At 41.4% G+C, this 18,683-nt stretch carries 16 protein-coding genes (1 of these 16 running past the window's edge); all 16 read left to right on the top strand.

The genetic code is table 11. The features are described from left to right. Positions 1-390, top strand: partial view of a ribosome small subunit-dependent GTPase A gene (rsgA, locus tag IGI76_RS16455; RefSeq protein ID WP_115233033.1) — the 3' end only. It extends 495 nt beyond the left edge of the window; the window shows 390 of its 885 coding nt (coding positions 496-885); its start codon lies off the left edge, out of view; its stop codon occupies positions 388-390. A gap of 9 nt (positions 391-399) precedes the next feature. Next, positions 400-1,053: a ribulose-phosphate 3-epimerase gene (gene rpe, locus IGI76_RS16450; RefSeq protein WP_438781732.1), complete on the top strand. Its 654-nt coding sequence runs from the start codon at positions 400-402 to the stop codon at positions 1,051-1,053. Beyond that, positions 1,054-1,686, top strand: a complete 633-nt coding sequence (locus IGI76_RS16445) for a thiamine diphosphokinase (RefSeq protein ID WP_194185753.1) — start codon at positions 1,054-1,056, stop codon at positions 1,684-1,686. Between the two features lie 142 nt (positions 1,687-1,828). Further along, the gene (mreC, locus tag IGI76_RS16440) at positions 1,829-2,686 is read left to right on the top strand and encodes a rod shape-determining protein MreC (RefSeq protein WP_010748844.1); all 858 of its coding nucleotides are present in this window, start codon (positions 1,829-1,831) and stop codon (positions 2,684-2,686) included. 2 nt (positions 2,687-2,688) lie between these two features. Further along, a complete protein-coding gene (mreD, locus tag IGI76_RS16435) occupies positions 2,689-3,198 on the top strand; it encodes a rod shape-determining protein MreD (protein ID WP_005230239.1) in 510 nt (169 codons plus the stop codon). 185 nt (positions 3,199-3,383) lie between these two features. After that, on the top strand, positions 3,384-4,745 hold the full coding sequence (locus IGI76_RS16430) for a C40 family peptidase (RefSeq protein WP_194185752.1): 1,362 nt from the start codon (positions 3,384-3,386) through the stop codon (positions 4,743-4,745). Between the two features lie 69 nt (positions 4,746-4,814). Beyond that, positions 4,815-6,563 (top strand): PTS mannitol transporter subunit IICB, encoded by a 1,749-nt coding sequence (locus tag IGI76_RS16425; RefSeq protein WP_194185751.1) that lies wholly within the window; start codon positions 4,815-4,817, stop codon positions 6,561-6,563. Beyond that, entirely contained in the window at positions 6,544-8,574 is a 2,031-nt protein-coding gene (locus IGI76_RS16420; protein ID WP_194185750.1) for a BglG family transcription antiterminator, read from the top strand. Before IGI76_RS16425 ends, IGI76_RS16420 begins: the two co-directional genes overlap by 20 nt. A gap of 12 nt (positions 8,575-8,586) precedes the next feature. Then, positions 8,587-9,021, top strand: a complete 435-nt coding sequence (locus tag IGI76_RS16415; RefSeq protein WP_005232954.1) for a PTS sugar transporter subunit IIA — start codon at positions 8,587-8,589, stop codon at positions 9,019-9,021. Between the two features lie 313 nt (positions 9,022-9,334). Then, the gene (locus IGI76_RS16410; RefSeq protein WP_074536328.1) at positions 9,335-11,107 is read left to right on the top strand and encodes a PTS mannitol transporter subunit IICBA; all 1,773 of its coding nucleotides are present in this window, start codon (positions 9,335-9,337) and stop codon (positions 11,105-11,107) included. Between the two features lie 15 nt (positions 11,108-11,122). Further along, on the top strand, positions 11,123-11,560 hold the full coding sequence (locus IGI76_RS16405) for a PTS sugar transporter subunit IIA (RefSeq protein WP_015510630.1): 438 nt from the start codon (positions 11,123-11,125) through the stop codon (positions 11,558-11,560). A gap of 22 nt (positions 11,561-11,582) precedes the next feature. Next, a complete protein-coding gene (locus tag IGI76_RS16400; protein WP_010748851.1) occupies positions 11,583-12,731 on the top strand; it encodes a mannitol-1-phosphate 5-dehydrogenase in 1,149 nt (382 codons plus the stop codon). Between the two features lie 626 nt (positions 12,732-13,357). Continuing rightward, entirely contained in the window at positions 13,358-14,803 is a 1,446-nt protein-coding gene (locus IGI76_RS16395) for a M81 family metallopeptidase (RefSeq protein WP_194185749.1), read from the top strand. A 17-nt stretch (positions 14,804-14,820) separates the two neighbouring features. Further along, positions 14,821-16,194, top strand: a complete 1,374-nt coding sequence (locus tag IGI76_RS16390) for a M24 family metallopeptidase (protein WP_333718842.1) — start codon at positions 14,821-14,823, stop codon at positions 16,192-16,194. A gap of 146 nt (positions 16,195-16,340) precedes the next feature. Next, positions 16,341-17,129: a MurR/RpiR family transcriptional regulator gene (locus IGI76_RS16385; RefSeq protein ID WP_194185569.1), complete on the top strand. Its 789-nt coding sequence runs from the start codon at positions 16,341-16,343 to the stop codon at positions 17,127-17,129. 110 nt (positions 17,130-17,239) lie between these two features. After that, positions 17,240-18,670 (top strand): glycoside hydrolase family 1 protein, encoded by a 1,431-nt coding sequence (locus tag IGI76_RS16380; RefSeq protein ID WP_194185568.1) that lies wholly within the window; start codon positions 17,240-17,242, stop codon positions 18,668-18,670. The last annotated feature ends 13 nt before the right edge of the window (positions 18,671-18,683 follow it).

The raw sequence follows: 18,683 nt of genomic DNA, 5'->3' as shown, positions 1-18,683 counted from the left end.
GCTGGAAAGTCGACATTGCTGAATCGGATCGTCCCAGAATTGGCATTGGAAACAGGAGTGATCTCAGAATCTCTCGGGCGGGGGAAACATACGACCCGTCATGTGGAGCTCTTGCCGATTTGTGATGGATTGGTTGCCGATACACCAGGATTTAGTTCGATCGACTTTTTGGAAATCGAAGCGGTGGAGTTACCCAAACTATTTCCTGACTTTTTAGCGGTAGCTGCCAACTGTCGTTTTAGGGAATGTATGCACCTTAATGAACCTGATTGTGCAGTTAAGCAGGGGGTTGCAGCAAATGAGATTGCCGAGACTCGTTATAAGAATTACGTGCAATTTTTAGAAGAGATTGAAAACCGACGTCCGGTTTATAAAAAGAAGAAAAGGTGAGGGAAAAGCATGATAAAACTAGCACCATCTATTTTAAGTGCCGATTTTGCAAATCTTCAAAGAGACATTGAGTTGGTAGAGCGCCATGGCGCAGATTATATTCACGTAGACGTGATGGACGGTCATTTCGTCCCTAATATTACCTTAGGCCCAAACATCGTTAAAGCGATTCGCCCAGTTACCAAACTGCCGTTGGATGTTCACCTAATGATCACCGAACCAGAAAAGTATATCCATGCCTTCGCAGAAGCTGGGGCAGATATCATTGGGATCCACGAGGAAGCAACACCTCATATCCATCGTGCGATCCAAATGATTGTGGCAGAAAATGTCAAAGCAGAAATCGTCATCAACCCAGGCACACCAGTATCAGCCATTGAACATGTTTTATCCATGTGTGATCAAGTGTTAGTCATGACGGTCAATCCAGGGTTTGGTGGGCAATCCTTTATTGAAGAATCACTAGAAAAAATTGCGGCGTTGGCTGCTTTAAAAGAAGAAAAAGGCTACCATTATGATATCGAGGTAGATGGCGGGATCGTTCCTGAGACAGCCAAACGTTGCCTGGAAGCAGGTGCAAATGTCTTCGTAGCAGGAAGCTATATTTACGATGCCGATGAACCTGCAGCACAAATCAGAGCCTTGAAAGAAGCTTTGCAATAAATGAAGATTTTGTTAGCAGCAGGGGGGCGCCCTGAAAATTGGCCACCGCTGATGACGTATGACAAATACATTGGGATTGATCGCGGGGCACTGTTTTTGCTTCAGCACCAACGGCCAGTCAATCTAGCAATCGGTGATTTCGACTCTTTGACCGCAGCCGAACTGCAAGCGGTCAAACAACAAGTCAACACAGTGATCCAAGCCCCTGCTGAAAAAGATGATACAGATACCCAATTGGCATTGGTGGAGACGTTGCGTCGCTATCCAGAAGCGCAAATCGACTTGATTGGTGTAACAGGAGGACGTCTCGACCATCTTTTAGCCAATCTATGGCTGCCTTTAGAAGATCGGTTTCGTCCATTTGCCCCAAATCTGCGTTTTTTAGATCGTCAAAATGTCGTTCAGTTCTTTTTACCAGGCACCTATCAATTAGAAAAAGAACCCGAGATGCAGTATTTGGCGTATTGCTGTTTGACGCCGGTAACAGATTTGACGTTGACAGGTAGCAAGTATTTATTAGAAAACGTCCAAGTGCCGTACCCAACTTCTTATGCCAGCAATGAATTTCTGACACAAACAGCAGGTTTTTCCTTTAGCAGCGGGATGATAGCAGTCATTCAAAGTTGTGATTAAGAGACGGAACGTCTCTTTTTTTTGTTGAAAATTTCAGAAACTTAATTACAAAAAAAACATTAAGACGGTCAACTTAGCTTTTGTTTGCAGGGTATTAATGGTAAAATTGGAACTACAGTTTGGAATTATTTGAGGTGTCTTTGTGAAAAAGTTTAATCCTAATAAAAATATTATCATCACATTGATTATTGTGATTTTAGTTGTCACCGTATTAAGCGTGACGATCGCCCGCAGAGCTGCGGGAAACTCCACCAATGTTGTGCAATCAACGGTCAATGACTCCGTTGGCTTTATCGATAAAGTGATTACGGCGCCTTTTCGTTGGATCGAAAATGGGGCGAATTCAGTCAAAAACTTGTTTGTGACGTATGAAGAAAATGAACGTTTAAAAGAGAAATTGGACAGTTTTGATGAACTGGAACAAGCGAAGGACAATGCGCAAAGAGAAATCGATGCCTTGAAAGAAGAGCTAGAGCTGAATGCGACCTTGACGAATTATGAACGGATCTCCGCCAATGTCATCAATCGGTCACCTGATACTTGGCAAGATATGCTGATCGTGGATCGAGGCTCAAGAGACGGCGTTGAGGTCAACATGGCGGTCATGTCGCAAAAAGGCTTGATTGGTCGTGTGATAGAAGTCAATGCAGCTTCTTCTAAAATTGAACTTTTGACTTCTGAAAACCAGAATTCTAACCACTATCCGGTTCGGATCAGCGGCGAAGATGGGTCAAACTTTGGGATTCTAAGTAGTTACGATCAAAAAGAACGTTCCTTGGTCATTACCCAGTTGACAGGGGACAATGAGCTGAAGGAAGGCGATGTCGTGCAGACCTCTGGATTAGGAGGAAACTCACCTGCCGACTTAGCGATCGGAACAGTGATCCGTACCACCAAAGATGAGTTTGGTCTTGATACCCAAGTGTTTGTAAAACCGTATGCCCAAATGTATGATATTCAAGCAGTAACGATTATCAAACGCTTGGCAGGTGAGGAATAGCCATGAAAAAGCATGACTACATCAAATACCTGGCAGCGGGCGTCTTCTTTTTGATGATGTTGGCAGATGGACAACTGACGCGTTTTTTGGAAAAATGGACCCAAGACAATTATATCGCCAGTGCGCATCTTTTATTGATCGCCCTTTTATGTGGCGCGAAGTATTTGCCGAAAAACTTTTTGATCACCACGGCGCTTGTGATCGGCTGCCTCTATGACGTGTATTATGTCGGTGTGATCGGCATCTACACGGTGGCGTTTCCCTTGATCGTATGGATCATGTATATTTTGAAAAATACGCTTTATCAAAATGTATTTACCATGTTTTTCGGAATGATCATCTTTGTTACAAGCTTAGAAGTTGTGACGTTGGGCGTCCAGTTGCTATTTAAGATCGCATCAGTTAGCACGTCATTCTTTGTTTCCCGCTTTTTAGCACCAACGCTTTTATTGAACATCATTTTGTTTATCCTTTTAGTCGTTCCATTCATGAAGCTATTCAAAGACGAATAGCTTCGTTTTTTTTGCGTTTGACTGTATAAAAATAACAGCGATTGAAATGTTTTTGTAATATTCCTTTTATCTCTCTGACATACGGCTGTGTTACAATCACACTATCGTGAAGGACTTTAGGTATTCTTAAGCATTTATACATAAAAAAACCATATTAGGGGAAGCAACAGCCGGAGGAATGAAGAGTGAAAAAGCGAATTTTATCTTTATTGTTAGTAAGTTCAATTGTTCTTACTTCTGCAGCAGCACCGACACTTGTCTTTGCATCAGATTTTGACAATAAAATTGAAGAAAAAAATAAAGAGATCTCTGACTTGCAAAACCAGCAAGCGAGCATCCAGTCACAAGTAGCAGCACTTGAAAGCGACGTGGCAGCAATCAATGAAAAGGCCCAAACTTTGTTGCAACAACAAGGTGATTTGCGTGCGGATTCTGAAAAGTTGAAGCAAGAAATTGCTGATTTGAAAGTCAGAATCGAAAAGCGTGAAGAAGCGATCCAAAAACAAGCCCGTGACGTTCAAGTCAATGGTCAAAGCACGAACTTTATTGATGCAGTATTAGAAGCTGACTCTTTAACAGATGCTATTGGCCGTGTGCAAGCAATGACGACGATCGTCAATGCTAACAAAGATCTTGTGGATCAACAAAAGGCAGACCAAGAAGCAGTTGAAGCGAAAAAAGCGGAAAACGACGATAAATTGGTAGAAATCGCAGCGAACCAATTTGAATTAGAAACACAATTAGGGGATCTACAAGCCAAACAAGCCGATTTAAATGTTTTACAAGCGGAATTGGCTGTTCAACAAGCATCTAAAGAAGATGAAAAAGCTGATTTAGAAAAACAAAAAGAAGAATACGAAGCAGAACAAGCACGCATCGCTGCAGAAGAAGCGGCGGCAGCAGCCGCTCGTGAACAAGCAGCACAAGAGGCAGCGGCTCAAGAAGCGGCAGCAGCTGAAGCAGCTACTCAGGAAGCAGCATCAAGCGAGTCTTCAACGTCGAATTCAACGACATCAAACTCAACAACAAATTCTAGTACGACGACTGATACTACGCAAGGCAGTTCATCACAAGGTGGCGGTTCAACAAATACGACACCATCGACTCCTGCCAACAATAACAATAGCAATAACAACCAAGGATCGAACAATAGCGGCAATGGTGCAAGCAATACTCCTGCACCCGCACAAACGGTCAACGGTTCAGCAATCGTAGCAGAAGCAATGAAATATATTGGTACTCCTTATGTATGGGGTGGTACGACACCAGACGGCTTTGACTGTTCTGGCTTTACACAATATGTATTTGCTAAAGTTGGGATCTCATTACCACGGGTAACGTACGCACAAGAATTTTCTGGTACGGTGATTTCGATCAATGAAGCAAAAGCTGGTGACTTGTTATTCTGGGGTAGCCGCGGAAGCACACACCACGTGGCGATCGCTATGGGTAACGGACAATACGTTCATGCACCAACACCAGGTCAAAATGTTTCTGTTAGCAGTTACTCTTATTACTCACCAGATTTCGCGGTACGCGTAAACTAAATCAATTGAAGCTATTTCAAAAGCTGGCGTTTTACGTCAGCTTTTTTTGATTTCTGTTTTAAAAAACGTATGCTTTTTTTGTTTTCAGTCTTGCCAGAACATCTTATAATAGAGAAGAGAAAGGAAGCGGATAAAATGAACAAGACCTCGTCTTCCAGAGAAAAAATGATAACGGTTAAGTTTTATACGAATTATCTTTCTCGCATGATGATGCCGAATTTAAGTATTTTTATTGCGTGGATGCTGATTTCATTCCTGCTGCCTTTTTTCTCAGTCGATCAACAAGTGATCCAGCAAATGGAACAAGGGGTCTTGACTGTGCTGCTGCCCCTCATGATCGCCTATACAGGTGGGCAGATGTTGGCGCCTGAACGAGGTGGGGTCGTAGGAGCAGTGGCGGTCTTAGGGGCTATTCTCGCAACGGATATTCCCCAGGTCTTTGGGGCGATGCTGCTGGGACCGCTAGCGGGCTGGCTATTGTACCGCAGTGATTCGATCGTGAGCAAAGTCAAAAGTGGCTATGAGATGCTGGTGCGCAATTTTATTGCAGGTGCGTTTGGCGGACTCCTCTTTTTAGGCAGTTACTTCCTATTGGCGCCGCTTTTTAATTGGTTCAGTCTCGGCAGCTATCAGCTCGTTGATTATTTTGTTCAGCAAAACGTTTTGCCCTTTATTCATATCATTGTAGAACCATTGAAGGTTTTGTTTTTTAATAATATTGTCAACCATGGTCTATTTACACCGCTAGGGATCGAAGCAGCGGCACTCAATGGTCAGTCGGTTTTATTTTTGATCGAGGCCAACCCCGGTCCAGGATTAGGAGTCTTAGCGGCGTATCTTTTTTTTGGTTCAAAGCGAAACCGAACGAATGCCGCAGCATCCGTTTTTGTGCAGGCTATTGGTGGGATTCATGAAGTGTATTTCCCGTTTGTTCTGCTCGATCCTTGGGTGTTGCTCGGTCCGATCGTTGGTGGTTTCAGTGGCACGCTGATCTTCCAATTTTTAGGGGTAGGCTTAAGAGCGCCTGCGTCTCCGGGCTCGATCTTAGCGATTTTACTCAATACACCGCCGTCTATGATCCTAGGTGTCTTAGCTGGGATTGTCGTCAGTACGGTCGTATCGTTTGCGATCGCTAGTGTGCTGTTAAAACGGAAGTCCAATACAGAAAATGAGGAGCGTAAGATGCCGAAAATGAAGAAAGTCACGGAGATCGTCGTGGCCTGTGACGCAGGGATGGGGTCCAGTGCGATTGGTGCCAGCATACTAAAAAAACAGTTACAAGAAGCCCAGCTAACGTTTCCTGTCCGCTATCAATCGATTTATCGTGTGATCGATGATCCCGCGCTTTTGGTGATCACCCAACGGGAATTAGCAGCTATTGCCCAAAAGCAGACACCACACGCACAGCATTATGTGTTAGATAATTTTTTGGCGGCTGATGAGTATGCCCCGCTGATCCTAGAATTACAAAGAAGAGAACAGGATCCGCAAAAATCGCTGCAAACCGAGGCAGCAAGTTCGTTAGGATTTTCAACGATCATCTTTTTGTATACTGGAAAAAAACGCGGTTCACAAACGATGGCAGTGGAGATACTAAGCAAAATGGCCCGCCAACAAGCGCTGTCTTTGACCATCAAAAAAATGGCGTATGAAGGACAAGCTCTTGACCCTACGGCAGTCTATATCCTCCCGAAAGAACTTGCAGAAAAGTGCCCGATCCCAGATGTTCCTTTGCTGGTGGTGGATGATTTATTGACGACAGATGCGTATCGTCAGTTACTGACAGAAGGAGTCGACTATGTTTTTGACCAATCGTGAAACACTTTTATTAACGGAATTGATGAATAGTACCGGTCCAGTTTCTTTAGATCGCATGATGCAAGTCTTAAAAGTCAGTAAACGAACGGTGTACCGTGAACTGGCTAATTTAGAAAAATCGCTGGAAACAGTAGGAGCTACCTTAGAGAAGGTCGGTCGTGGTCATTTCCAAATTTTTGCATCAGAAACGAGCATTCGCCAATTGCAAGAAGCCATTATGGCAGATACCGATCAAGAATTCGCGGCTAGTGAGCGACAACATCGTATTTTGCTGCAACTGACTACCGCCACGAAGCCTGTATCTAGTCATTTCTTCTTGGATCGCTACCAAATCAGCAATACGACGTTTTTTTCAGATATCAAACAGCTAGAAGAAAGTCTCGCACGGCTGCCGTTAAGGATCGTGCGCAATCAAGGGTATGAGATCGAAGGCTCCGAAAAATATCGGCGGTTGATCACAGCCAATACACTAGTGATGGAGATCAATGAGTACCAATTTTTCCATTTACTGGAAACCGATGATGAAGCCCCGTTTATTTTTCAATTTCTGTCCCGTGACCATCTATTGCTAGCCCAGCGGCTGATTCGAGAAACCATCGAGCCGCAGTTCAAGGAACTTAGTGACCGCAAATTGGCGTTTATCGTCTTGATGCTGGCGCTAGCCATGGATCGGGTAGCTTTGGGCTACACGGTGGAAGAAGAGACGTACCCGAGTCAGATCAACAAAGACTTGCTGAAGGTGGCGAAAAAGATTTTTGCTCAGATCGCCGAAAAGACGAAACTGCTTTATTCCATCAACGAAATCGTCTTTTTTGCCGTGTTACTAGGTGATTTTGCTAATTCCTTTGATCGTGATTTTTTTGATGACAATTTTGATACTGACTTGGCTTATCGTGTGAAACGCTTGATCGAATTGGTCAGTGAGCAAACGGAAGTGGCGTTTTATGAAGATACGAACTTGTATAAAATGCTGCTGACCCATATCTCAGGAGTGATGACGCGGGCGATTTTAGAAGAAGATCATTTGAACAACCCTATCCTAGAAAAAATCATGAACCAGTATGTCGAGATCGCCAGCGGGATTCGCAATCATCTGCCGCAGGTCTTTCCTCAGCAGCAGTTCTCGGAAGAAGAAATCGCCTATATGGTCCTGCATTTTGCCAATTCGTTGGAAAAAAATCCGAAAGTGTTAGAAGTCAATATTGCAGGGATCTCTCCTAGCGGATTAGCCTCCATCAGTTTATTAGAGATGCAGCTGCGGAAACATTTTCCCTTTATCAATCAAATCACCTTCTTTCGAGTGGGAGATGTCAAACGGGAAAATATCGAGGAGACCTATGACTTGGTGATCTCGACTTCCTTGCTGCCAGGGTATCAAGGAGAGTACAAACTCGTTTCACCGATCCTGCTAGAAGAAGATATTCAAGAGTTGAAGAAGGCCTTCCAAGCCATTAGTCAGAAAAAACGTTCCGCCAAAAAAGCGCCCTCTACTTTGGTCAAAGAGGAATCCTATGAAGCGGTCTTGGCTTTTATCGAAGCCATTAACCAGCTATTGGCGCTGTTTCAAGTGCAGGCCATTGATAACCCCGCGGACTTGGAAGAAACGTTGCAGCTGGTGCTGACGTCTTTTGATGAACATGTTGTTTTGGATCGTGAGAAAGTCGTTGATCGTCTCTTACGGCGCTACTTCCAAGCGCCAGTGGGCATTCCTGACACTCACTTTGCCTTGTTTCACGCGGCGAGCTCGGCGATCCTGCAACCAGTTTTTCGTATTTTCGACTTGAAACAACCTTTGCCTCTTTTAGCGATGGATAAAAAAGAAATCGCTGTTACCCGTTTATTAGTCATGCTTGCGCCGTATCCTATCAATGAAACAAGCTCTCAGATGTTAGGAAAAATCAGTGGTTCGATCATTATGAATGATCTAAATACGGAGATTTTTAATTCGGGCAATGATTCGATTATTTATCAGTTGCTCTCTTCGCTCTTGATTGAAGAAGTAAAACAATAGGAGGGATCAGCGATGTATATTCCACAGGAGCGGATTTTGTTGGATCAACACTTTACCGATGCCACAGAGGCTCTGACAAAAATTGGCGAGTACTTAGTCAACCAGGAGATCGTTTCCTTGCCCTATGTCAAAAGCCTTTTGCGTCGCCATCAAAAAACAGGTGTTTACATCGGCAACTTTGTGGCATTGCCCCATGCGGAAGAAGAAGCCCAGCAATGGATCAAGGAAGAAGGACTCTTTTTGATCCAAGTGCCTGATGGCGTCGACTTCGGCACGAAGGAGCAGCCCAAAATCGCTACGATCCTTTTCGTAGTCGTCCTAAAAGAGCAGCAATTAGCTGTTTTGCAAGAAATCGCCTTTTTTTGTTCTGATATGCAAAATGTTCGGGCGCTTAGTGATGCCGAATCGGTTGAAGAGATCCAACAGATTTTGCTGGCAGAAGAATAAGCGATCAGCAGCAGACTGGCTTGCAACAAGAGCAGCGAACGAAATACATGAATGAGCTGCCTCCGTGTACTTGCTCTTTCTACCTTGTGTAGAAGGAGCGGGTACACGTTTTTTTTTGCGTTTTGGCAAAATCCAAAAAAATGCTCCACGTGAAACATAACAAAAATAAGCGAGTGCAGGGGCTTCTCCCGTTTTTTTGTTCTATCCGTTTGGCTACAAGTTTTGGCACAGTTTTTTGTGCCAAAGTACGACTTTCGAGCTTTTTGGGAAGCGCCTACAATAAGGGTGTAAGCAGACGAGAGGAGAGAAAAAAATGGAACAGACACAAAAAGCAGCCAAATCATCAGTCAAAGCAAAAGTTCAAAAATTAGGCAGTACGTTGTCGAGTATGGTAATGCCGAATATCGGCGCATTGATTGCATGGGGTGTATTAACGGCATTATTTATTCCAGATGGGTATTTACCAAATGAAGCCTTTGCAACGATGGTCGGTCCAATGCTAACGTATTTGATCCCAATCTTGATCGGGTATACTGGCGGGAAAGTGATTGCTGGTGACCGCGGAGCCGTGGTTGGGGCGATCGCAACGATGGGGGTCATCGTCGGAACGGATATCCCAATGCTATTGGGTGCGATGATCATGGGTCCTTTAGGCGGTTGGGTCATCAAGAAATTTGACGAGATCTTCCAAGACAAAGTTCGCGCTGGCTTTGAAATGTTGGTCAACAACTTTTCATCAGGTTTGATCGGTTTTGCTTTAGCATTACTGGGCTTTGTAGCAATCGGGCCAGTTGTTAACACCTTGACAGAAGCAATGGCAGCAGGGGTCGAAGTGATCGTCAATGCCCACTTGATTCCATTAGCCAATATCTTTATTGAACCAGCAAAAATCTTATTCTTAAACAATGCTATCAACCATGGAATTTTGACACCATTAGGTACTGAGCAAGTCAGCGAATTTGGGAAATCGATCCTTTACTTATTAGAAGCCAATCCTGGACCTGGTTTAGGAGTCTTGCTAGCCTTCACTTTCTTCGGAAAAGGAGCAGCGAAATCTTCGGCACCTGGAGCGATCATCATTCACTTTATCGGTGGGATCCATGAGATCTACTTCCCATACGTCATGATGAAACCATTGATGTTCTTAGCAGTGATTGCCGGCGGTGTATCAGGAAGCTTTACCTTCCAATTGCTAGGTGCAGGCTTACGGGCACCTGCTTCACCAGGTTCGATCATTGCGATCTTAGCAATGACGCCATTCAACTCAGTGATGAGTGTCGTTTCTGTCTTAGCCGGAATTGCCGTAGGAGCAGGCGTGTCCTTTATCGTCGCTGCCGCGATCTTGAAAGCGGATGCGAAGGATACGGTGGATAATTTTGAAGAAAAAGTACAACAAACGCAAGCAGCAAAACTCAGCTCAAAAGGCTTGGCGGCTCAACCAATGACTGGCATCAATCGTATCATCTTCGCATGTGATGCAGGCATGGGCTCCAGTGCTATGGGGGCATCGATCTTACGTAAAAAAGTCAAAGAAGCGGGTCTTCCACAAAATGTCTCGAATTCCGCCATCAACAATTTGACGGACGATGCCAATACGCTGATCGTCACTCAAGAAGAATTGCAAGAACGTGCCAAACAAAAAGCGCCAAATGCGACCTTTGTCGCGGTTGAAAATTTCCTGAACTCTCCACGGTACGATGAAATCGTAGCCACATTGTCAGGGACTAAGACAGCGGGGGAGACAGCAAAAAAGTCTGAAGCAGGCAACCAGATAGATGTTCCTTCCGCCAATGACCTTAAGCAAGTCAGTGAAATCATTTTGGCCCACGATGATCGCAAAGGTTCGGCAACGATGGCTCAGAAAGTTTTCCAAGATCTTTTAGCCAAAGAAGCTCTGACGATGCCAATCAGAAAAAGCCATATCAATGATCTCCATGCCAACGCCTCTTCACTGGTGATCACAAAAGAAGCCCTAACGCCGCAAGCGCAAACGTCAGCGCCAGAAGCGATCCACCTATCTGTCAATAATTTGATGGGAACGACGAACTATCAACGGATCGTGGCATCGATCAAAGCAGCGAATTAAGAAAGGATGAGCCGAATGCAAGTATTAGAAAAAGACATGATTGAATTGAACAAACAATTTGCGACCAAAGAAGAAGCCATTCGTTACTGCGGCGAAAAATTGCTGGCGGCAGGTTGTGTGGAAAAAGAATACGTCGATGCCATGCTTGAGCGTGACGAGATGCTCTCAGTCTATATGGGGAACTTTATTGCGATTCCTCACGGCACGGATGAAGCCAAAAAATACGTCAAAAAATCTGGTATCTGTATCGTGCAAGTACCTGATGGCGTGAATTTCGGTACAGCGGACGAAGAAAAAATCGTCACCGTCCTTTTCGGCATCGCGGGCAAAGGGGAAGATCACCTGCAATTGGTCCAACAAATCGCCCTCTTTTGCAGCGATATCGATAACGTTGTCGAATTGGCGGATGCCTTAGATAAAGAAGAAATCGCCCAAAGTTTGACCGTAGCATAAGGATTTAAGGAGGAGACAAGACATGAAGGCAGTTCACTTTGGTGCAGGTAATATTGGTCGCGGCTTTATCGGCGAGATATTGGCTGCCAACAACTTTGAAATCACATTTATTGATGTCAATGAAACGATCATTGACGCCTTAAAAGCAAGACAAGGGTATACCATCGAATTAGCCGATGAGACCCAAGAACAGATCCACATTGAGCATGTGACGGGATTGAACAATGCCAAAGAACCAGAAGCGGTGATCCAAGCGATCGCCGAGGCAGACATCCTTACGACCGCCATTGGTCCCAACATTTTGCCGCATATCGCTGAGCTGATCGCCAAAGGCTTAGAAGCACGTCAGCAACACCCAGACAAGCCAGCCATTGATGTGATCGCCTGTGAGAACATGATCGGCGGATCGACCTTTTTAAAAAGCGAAGTGCAAAAATACGTTGCGGATTGGTCCGCGTTAGAAGCGACGGTTGGTTTTCCAGATGCAGCGGTGGACCGCATCGTACCGCTGCAACATCATGAAGATCCCTTATTCGTTCAAGTAGAACCTTTTTGCGAATGGGTGATCCAAGAGTCAGGGATGAAATCCTCGATCCATCTGCAAGGGGTCCATTATGTGGCGGACCTGGAACCGTACATTGAACGGAAATTATTCAGTGTCAATACGGGTCATGCTACGGTAGCGTACACAGGCGCCCTCCAAGGCTATCAGACGATCGATGAAGCGATGCAGGACCATTTAGTGGTGATCCAATTAAAATCCGTTCTCGAAGAAACTGGGCGGCTTTTAATTGAGAAGTGGGCCTTTGATCCCGAAGAACATGAACGGTATATCGAAAAAATCATCCAACGCTTTAAAAACAAGCACATTTCCGATGCTATCACACGGGTGGCACGGACACCTGTCCGCAAATTAGGAACTGAAGAACGCTTTATCCGACCAGTCCTTGAGTTAGAAAAACGCAACATGCAGCCAGATCATCTCTATGAAACGATCGGCATGATCTTCAACTACAAAGATCCGGAAGATGAGCAAAGCCAACAATTGCAAGCACTTTTGGATGAAAAATCACTACCGGAAGTCATTGCAGAAATCACTGGCTTACAAGATGAAGACATGATTGAAACGATCCGACAAAACATTGAAAAATATGCGTATGTTGCCGCATAAAAACGAGTAACACACAGAACAAGCAGATAAATTGCAGTTCCTACTCAAAAGGCTTACTTTTGGATGGATTTGTAAAAAAACTAGACAATTAGCTAAGAGAATATTTGGAATTCTTTACAACGTTTTTAAAAATTGATAACCAAAAAAGAGTATATTAATCTAGTTTCAAGGGAAGATTCAACCTATATTGACTAGTCCTCTTTAAGTCTGATTGATATCTCTGAAATGATCATTGTTGATCTACTCTCATTTTATTGTTTTATAACTAGAGCATAGGAGAAATTGTTATGATATAGTTCACGACACTCATGGATGAAAAAAAGAACGAATCGATAAATTGATTCGTTCTTTTTTGTCTTTATATCTACTTGAGTTCGAGAGGATGACCCTAAACTTAAAGTCAGAATTAAAGAAAAGAATCCACTTATTATATTTATAAGGTATACTTGAAAATCTTGATGATATCCTGTAAAAGCAAGTTCTAGCTCATTTTTAGTTGGTTACAAGGTTCCTCTCCTTTTTTGACTTCACATTATGATTCAAAAAGTGAAGCATTTTCCTCTTTTCTTTTTTGTATACTGAAGTTGCATAAGAGAAAACGATATAAAAAAGGAGAGAGAGTATAAGTGAAAATTTTTGTTTCCAAATTTGTATTAGAAGCAAACGAGAACATTCCCATTAAAAGTGATTTAAGACATATGGATATTTGTTATGACAATGAGTGCATCAAAAGAATGCAAATAGAGCATATTTGCAATGATAATGAGATTGAGGCAATTCCGGGTATTTATGCTGATGCGGCATCTACCGGTGTCATGAAAAAAGCGGCTTTTGATTATATTGCTTCCACAATGCTGACAACGCTTAAACAGCACTTACACGAAATAGATGGAATTTATTTGCATCTACATGGAGCAAGTAAAGTAGAAGGTGTAGGTTCAGGAGATCATTACTTGTTAAAAGAAATTCGTAAAATTACAGGTCCGTATTTCCCAATCGCAATTACTTGCGACCCTCATGGGAATTTGAATCATCAGTATGTTGAACAAGCGACAATAATTCGTAGTTATCGTCAATCTCCTCACACGGATATAAATGAGACGATTGAATTTGTTTTTAAAAAGTTGATAGAAATCATGACCTATCGCAGGATGATAACACCAGTTTATCGTAAGTTGCCTTTATTGCTCGGTGGGGAGCAAAGCGTATCTACTGACGAACCGGTTTGCAGTATTAATCGCTATATGGATACATTAGAAGAGGACCCAAGATTAATGAGCGTGTCTTGGCATGTCGGCTATATTCGCCATGACACCCCTAATGCAGGCTGTGGAGTTGTTGTTGTTCCTTCAGAAAATATTTATCGAGAGTATGCAGTTGAAGTGGCCGATTCTTTATCTCAGTTTATCATGGACAAAAAACATGAGTTTCATTATACCGGATTAACAGAAGCACCAGAAAAAGCATTGCGTACGGCATTACAGTTTCCAGAAAGTCCTATATTCATAACCGATTCAGGTGACAATGTTACTTCTGGGGCGATGGGTGCAAATACATTTGTGTTAAGACAAGTGTTAAATTTAGAAGATCAAAAGAAAAAAAGTTTTCTGTTTGCCGCAATTAATGATCCTAAAACTTATGGACAGCTGGAAAAACATAATGTTGGAGAACAGACTGAAATTTGTCTTGGTATAGAGTATGATTCACTTTCTGCTAAGGTTCCAATAAAAGTAATGATAAAGGCGAAAGGCAGACAAAAGGAAACACGCATTTTTGGGGAAGATGGTGACTTTGGCGGTTGTATCACCGTTTCAGTAATAGATAGGGAAATTGATATTATCGTGACGGATACCAATCACCCTTTTGTTGAAAGGCACCAATTTCAAGCTGCCAAAGCAGATTGGCAAGAGTACGATATTGTGATAGTGAAAATCGGCTACGCTTTCCCAGAACTGAAAGAATATGGAAAATTATGTATTATGTCTTTAACGGAAGGGGCAACTTTACAAAATACTGCGGCCTTGTCATTTAAACAAATTCAACGCCCAATGTTTCCCATTGATAAATTTTAATAAGAGAGGCTAAAAAAATGATTACTTTAAAACCAATACCTGCACCAGAATTAGAGAAAGATTTGATACCAATCACGCTGACAGATACAACCATTATAGAAAGAAAACAGCGATTATTGAAAAAAATGAAACAAGCGAATTACGATGCTTTAGTGATTTATGCTGATTTAGAGCATGGCAGCAATTTTGAATATCTCATGGGGTTTGTCCCCCGTTTTGAAGAAGCATTATTGGTATTACACGCAGATGGGAAGGCATATGCCGTGCTAGGCAATGAAAATTTAAATAAGGCTGAGAAAGCAAGGATTGAAGTCACGGCTGTTCATATGCCGCATCTTTCACTACCAAACCAGCCGATGGATACCCATGAAACAGTAGCTGAAATTTTAACAAAATGTCAGTTAAGCAACAAGAAAAATATTGGGATTGTTGGATGGAAAAACTTTACCAATACAGTTGATGATAATCGCACATTATTTGATATTCCTCATTTTTTACTGGAAGGTTTGAAGAACGTCAATGAGAAAAGCTTTTTAACTAATGCGACTAACTTAATGATTGGACCCGGCGGTATACGTACTATAAATAATGCTAATGAATTTGCTCATTATGAATTTGGTGCATCTTTAGCAGGAAAATGTATAATAGAAGCAATGGAAGAAGTGACTGTAGGGAAAACAGAAATGGAAATAGCTTCAAAGTTATCTTCTCAAGGGCAATATCATAGTGTAGTGACAATTATGGCAACGGGACAAAGATTCGAACAAGCTAATTTATATCCGACTGCAAAAAAAGTTGCTTTAGGTGACCCAATTTCAATGACAACTGGTTACAAAGGGGGGTTGGAAAGCCGCAGCGGCTATGCAGTGAATACATCTAAAGAACTTCCGATAGAACAACAGGATTATTTGGAAAAATTGGCCATTCCATATTTTAAGGCTTTTAAAACTTGGGTGGAAAATGTCAAAATAGATATGTTTGGTAAAGATATGTATGCCTTAATCAACGATGTTTTTCCAAAAAGCGAATATGGCTGGACTTTGAACCCCGGACATTTATGTGGAGATGAAGAATGGCTAGCTTCGCCAATTTATTCTGACTCAGAAGAAAAATTGCAGAGCGGTATGCTTTTCCAAGTAGATATAATTCCATCAGTAAAAGGATATGCTGGAGCTAGCTGTGAAGGCGGCATATTTTTAGCAGATTCTCAACTTTGCAGTCAAATTCAACAAGAGTATCCGAAGATTTGGGATCGTGTAGTCCAACGCAAAGCTTACTTACGTGATGTTATAGGTATTCAATTAAGCGAAGAAGTTTTACCTATGAGTGCTGCAACTGGTTATTTTAGGCCGTTTTTATTAAATAAAAGTATGGGATTAGCAAACAAATAAGTAAATAGCAAATAATCAGTTAAGTGATATACTTAACTGATTATTTGCTATTATTTTTTAGTAGTTATGAAACATAAGTAATTTTGCAACTAAAGACAGGTTCTTCTTTTTCTAGTATTATAATTACAAGTAGGAGGCTTAGTGCAATGAATATAAATAATCTGGGGCTATTAAACTCGCTAAGTTCTATTTTAAATGAGGGGATTAAAGATAGCGATTATGCTATTGCAGTTTATTTAGTTGAAAATATAAATCGCTCATCAGAGATATCAGTCAATGAAATTATAGATGAAACATTTACCAGTAGGTCAGCCGTTAGAAGATTTTGCAATCGGCTAGGTTATCCTAACTTTAGTGATTTGAAGGAATCCATAACCAAGCTAATCTTCCCCAGTAATTTGCAATATCGTTCCCAAGAAAATCTACTAAATCACCGCAAATTACTGAATAAATTGATTTTTCAAATGATCGAAGATATTGACATCATGTTCTCTAGTACTATAATCGAGGAATTAGTCGATTTACTTCATAAACATAAAGATGTGGTGTTACTTTGTGCAAATAATACAAGCGGAGACCTTATTCGATTTCAACAGGAGCTAATATACGGAAATAAAGAAATAAAAATTGTTTCTAAAGCCTACACTAACAATGAAAATATAAAGTCACTAACAGAGGAATCTTTAATTATCGTTGTTTCAGCATCAGGAAAATTTGCAGAGATTGTCAATGATTGGTTATCCCAACTAAAAGGGGATAAGGTTTTAATTACTGCTTTTAGAAATCAATCTTTTCTGAAGATATATCGTCAAGTTTTTTATATAAGTCAAAATAGTTTTTCAAATGATTACCTAGGAATCTACGGAAAGTATGGAATTGCTTATATCTTTGACTTACTATCTTCTAGCTATCTATCAAAATATAAAAGAGCTTAAAAAGGAAATGAGGTGGTTCAAAAGATGAACCACCTCATTTCCTTTTTACTTATATAATAATGACAGGGAGTAACGAAAGCGTTATCAATTGAAAGGAGAAATATTAAACAATGCGAAAGTTAGAAGCTGTTTTTAAAGACAAACCTTTTCTTTGGGGCTCAGCAACAGCCGCTTATCAATGCGAAGGTGCTTGGGATCAAGACGGGAAAGGCTTAGGAGAGTGGGATTTTTTTAATCATTATAGTCCTTTAAATATCAATCAGGAAGATGGTGATATTGCCAGTGATTTTTATCACCGTTATCAAGAAGACATAGATATGATGGCAGGAGGTAATCAAAATACGTATCGCTTTTCGATTGCATGGAGTCGAATTTTTCCAAATGGCTACGGCGAAATTAGTCAGGAAGGAATCAATTTTTACAATCGTGTTATTGATTATTGTTTAGAAAAAAATGTTGAGCCAAATGTAACCCTCTTCCATTATGATTTGCCTTTACAGTTAGCCAAAGAGGGTGGATGGTTAAACGTTAAAATTACTGATTATTTTGCTGAATATGCTAAAACTTGCTTTGAAAAATTTGGGGATCGGGTGAAGTTGTGGGCAACAATCAATGAGCCCAGATATTACGCCTATTGTACTAATGTTGTAGGGAATTATCCGCCTAATAGAAAGACAGATTTTCAATCTTATTTTCAATATCAATATAATCTTATGCTGGCAAGTGCAAAAGCGATTTCTATTTTTAAAGAAATGGCACTTGATGGAATTATTGGAATAGTTCATGATAATGGAAATGTCGAAGTAGATCCTACTGCCAAAGAACCTGAAGCTATTTTTGAAAAAGCAGATTTCTTTTATAATCGGTTGATTCTTTGCCCGGCTTTATTAGGTAAACTTCCCAATGAGCTGGATAAAATGATAAAGGTGTACGGGTTTACACTCTTGCGAGCTGAAAATGAAGATAATATATTTCGTGCTGGTAGAGGAGATTACCTAGGTTTAAATTTATACAACCGTCAGTATGTTACGGATTGGCATGAGGGAATTACACAAGTGTTTCATAATAATAAAGGTGCTGGGAGTAACAATAAAGAAGGAATTAGAGTGGAAGGCATTTTTGAATCTTCTTTTGATACACACATTCGTCGAAATAAGTGGGGGCGAGAAGTAAATCCGCGAGTTATGTACACTGCTTTAAAAGAGATTAAAGAAAGATACGCTGACCCCATGATTATGATTACTGAGAATGGACATGGTTGTTATGAAGAGCCAGATTCATTCGGATATGTGGTAGATGATGAACGGATTGAGGTTTTTGAACAATTTCTAGACTATATGAGAAAAGCTATGGCAGATGGTGTAAATGTCAAAGGGTACTATCATTGGTCAACTATGGATCTATATAGCTGGATTAATGGATATAAAAAGCGTTATGGGCTTGTCAGGATAGATTTTGATCATAATCTAGAACGAATTCCTAAGAAAAGTTATTACTGGTATCGCGATTACATTGCAAATTACTTTGAGGAAACTAAATAATTTAAGCTCACTG

The sequence above is a fragment of the Enterococcus sp. DIV2449a genome (genome assembly GCF_051711225.1).
GTDB classification, from domain to species: Bacteria; Bacillota; Bacilli; order Lactobacillales; family Enterococcaceae; genus Enterococcus_D; species Enterococcus_D casseliflavus.
Note: the sequence above shows the minus strand (reverse complement) of the source record. Positions and strands in the feature narration are given on the sequence as shown.

What these genes read in the sequence shown, in the direction of transcription:
- IGI76_RS16385 (WP_194185569.1), top strand. Translation starts at nt 16,341, where the DNA reads ATGAATATAAATAATCTGGGGCTATTAAACTCGCTAAGTTCTATTTTA.
- IGI76_RS16445 (WP_194185753.1), top strand. Translation starts at nt 1,054, where the DNA reads ATGAAGATTTTGTTAGCAGCAGGGGGGCGCCCTGAAAATTGGCCACCG.
- IGI76_RS16410 (WP_074536328.1), top strand. Translation starts at nt 9,335, where the DNA reads ATGGAACAGACACAAAAAGCAGCCAAATCATCAGTCAAAGCAAAAGTT.
- mreD (WP_005230239.1), top strand. Translation starts at nt 2,689, where the DNA reads ATGAAAAAGCATGACTACATCAAATACCTGGCAGCGGGCGTCTTCTTT.
- rpe (WP_438781732.1), top strand. Translation starts at nt 400, where the DNA reads ATGATAAAACTAGCACCATCTATTTTAAGTGCCGATTTTGCAAATCTT.
- IGI76_RS16400 (WP_010748851.1), top strand. Translation starts at nt 11,583, where the DNA reads ATGAAGGCAGTTCACTTTGGTGCAGGTAATATTGGTCGCGGCTTTATC.
- IGI76_RS16390 (WP_333718842.1), top strand. Translation starts at nt 14,821, where the DNA reads ATGATTACTTTAAAACCAATACCTGCACCAGAATTAGAGAAAGATTTG.
- IGI76_RS16405 (WP_015510630.1), top strand. Translation starts at nt 11,123, where the DNA reads ATGCAAGTATTAGAAAAAGACATGATTGAATTGAACAAACAATTTGCG.
- IGI76_RS16420 (WP_194185750.1), top strand. Translation starts at nt 6,544, where the DNA reads ATGTTTTTGACCAATCGTGAAACACTTTTATTAACGGAATTGATGAAT.
- IGI76_RS16415 (WP_005232954.1), top strand. Translation starts at nt 8,587, where the DNA reads ATGTATATTCCACAGGAGCGGATTTTGTTGGATCAACACTTTACCGAT.
- IGI76_RS16380 (WP_194185568.1), top strand. Translation starts at nt 17,240, where the DNA reads ATGCGAAAGTTAGAAGCTGTTTTTAAAGACAAACCTTTTCTTTGGGGC.
- IGI76_RS16425 (WP_194185751.1), top strand. Translation starts at nt 4,815, where the DNA reads ATGCTTTTTTTGTTTTCAGTCTTGCCAGAACATCTTATAATAGAGAAG.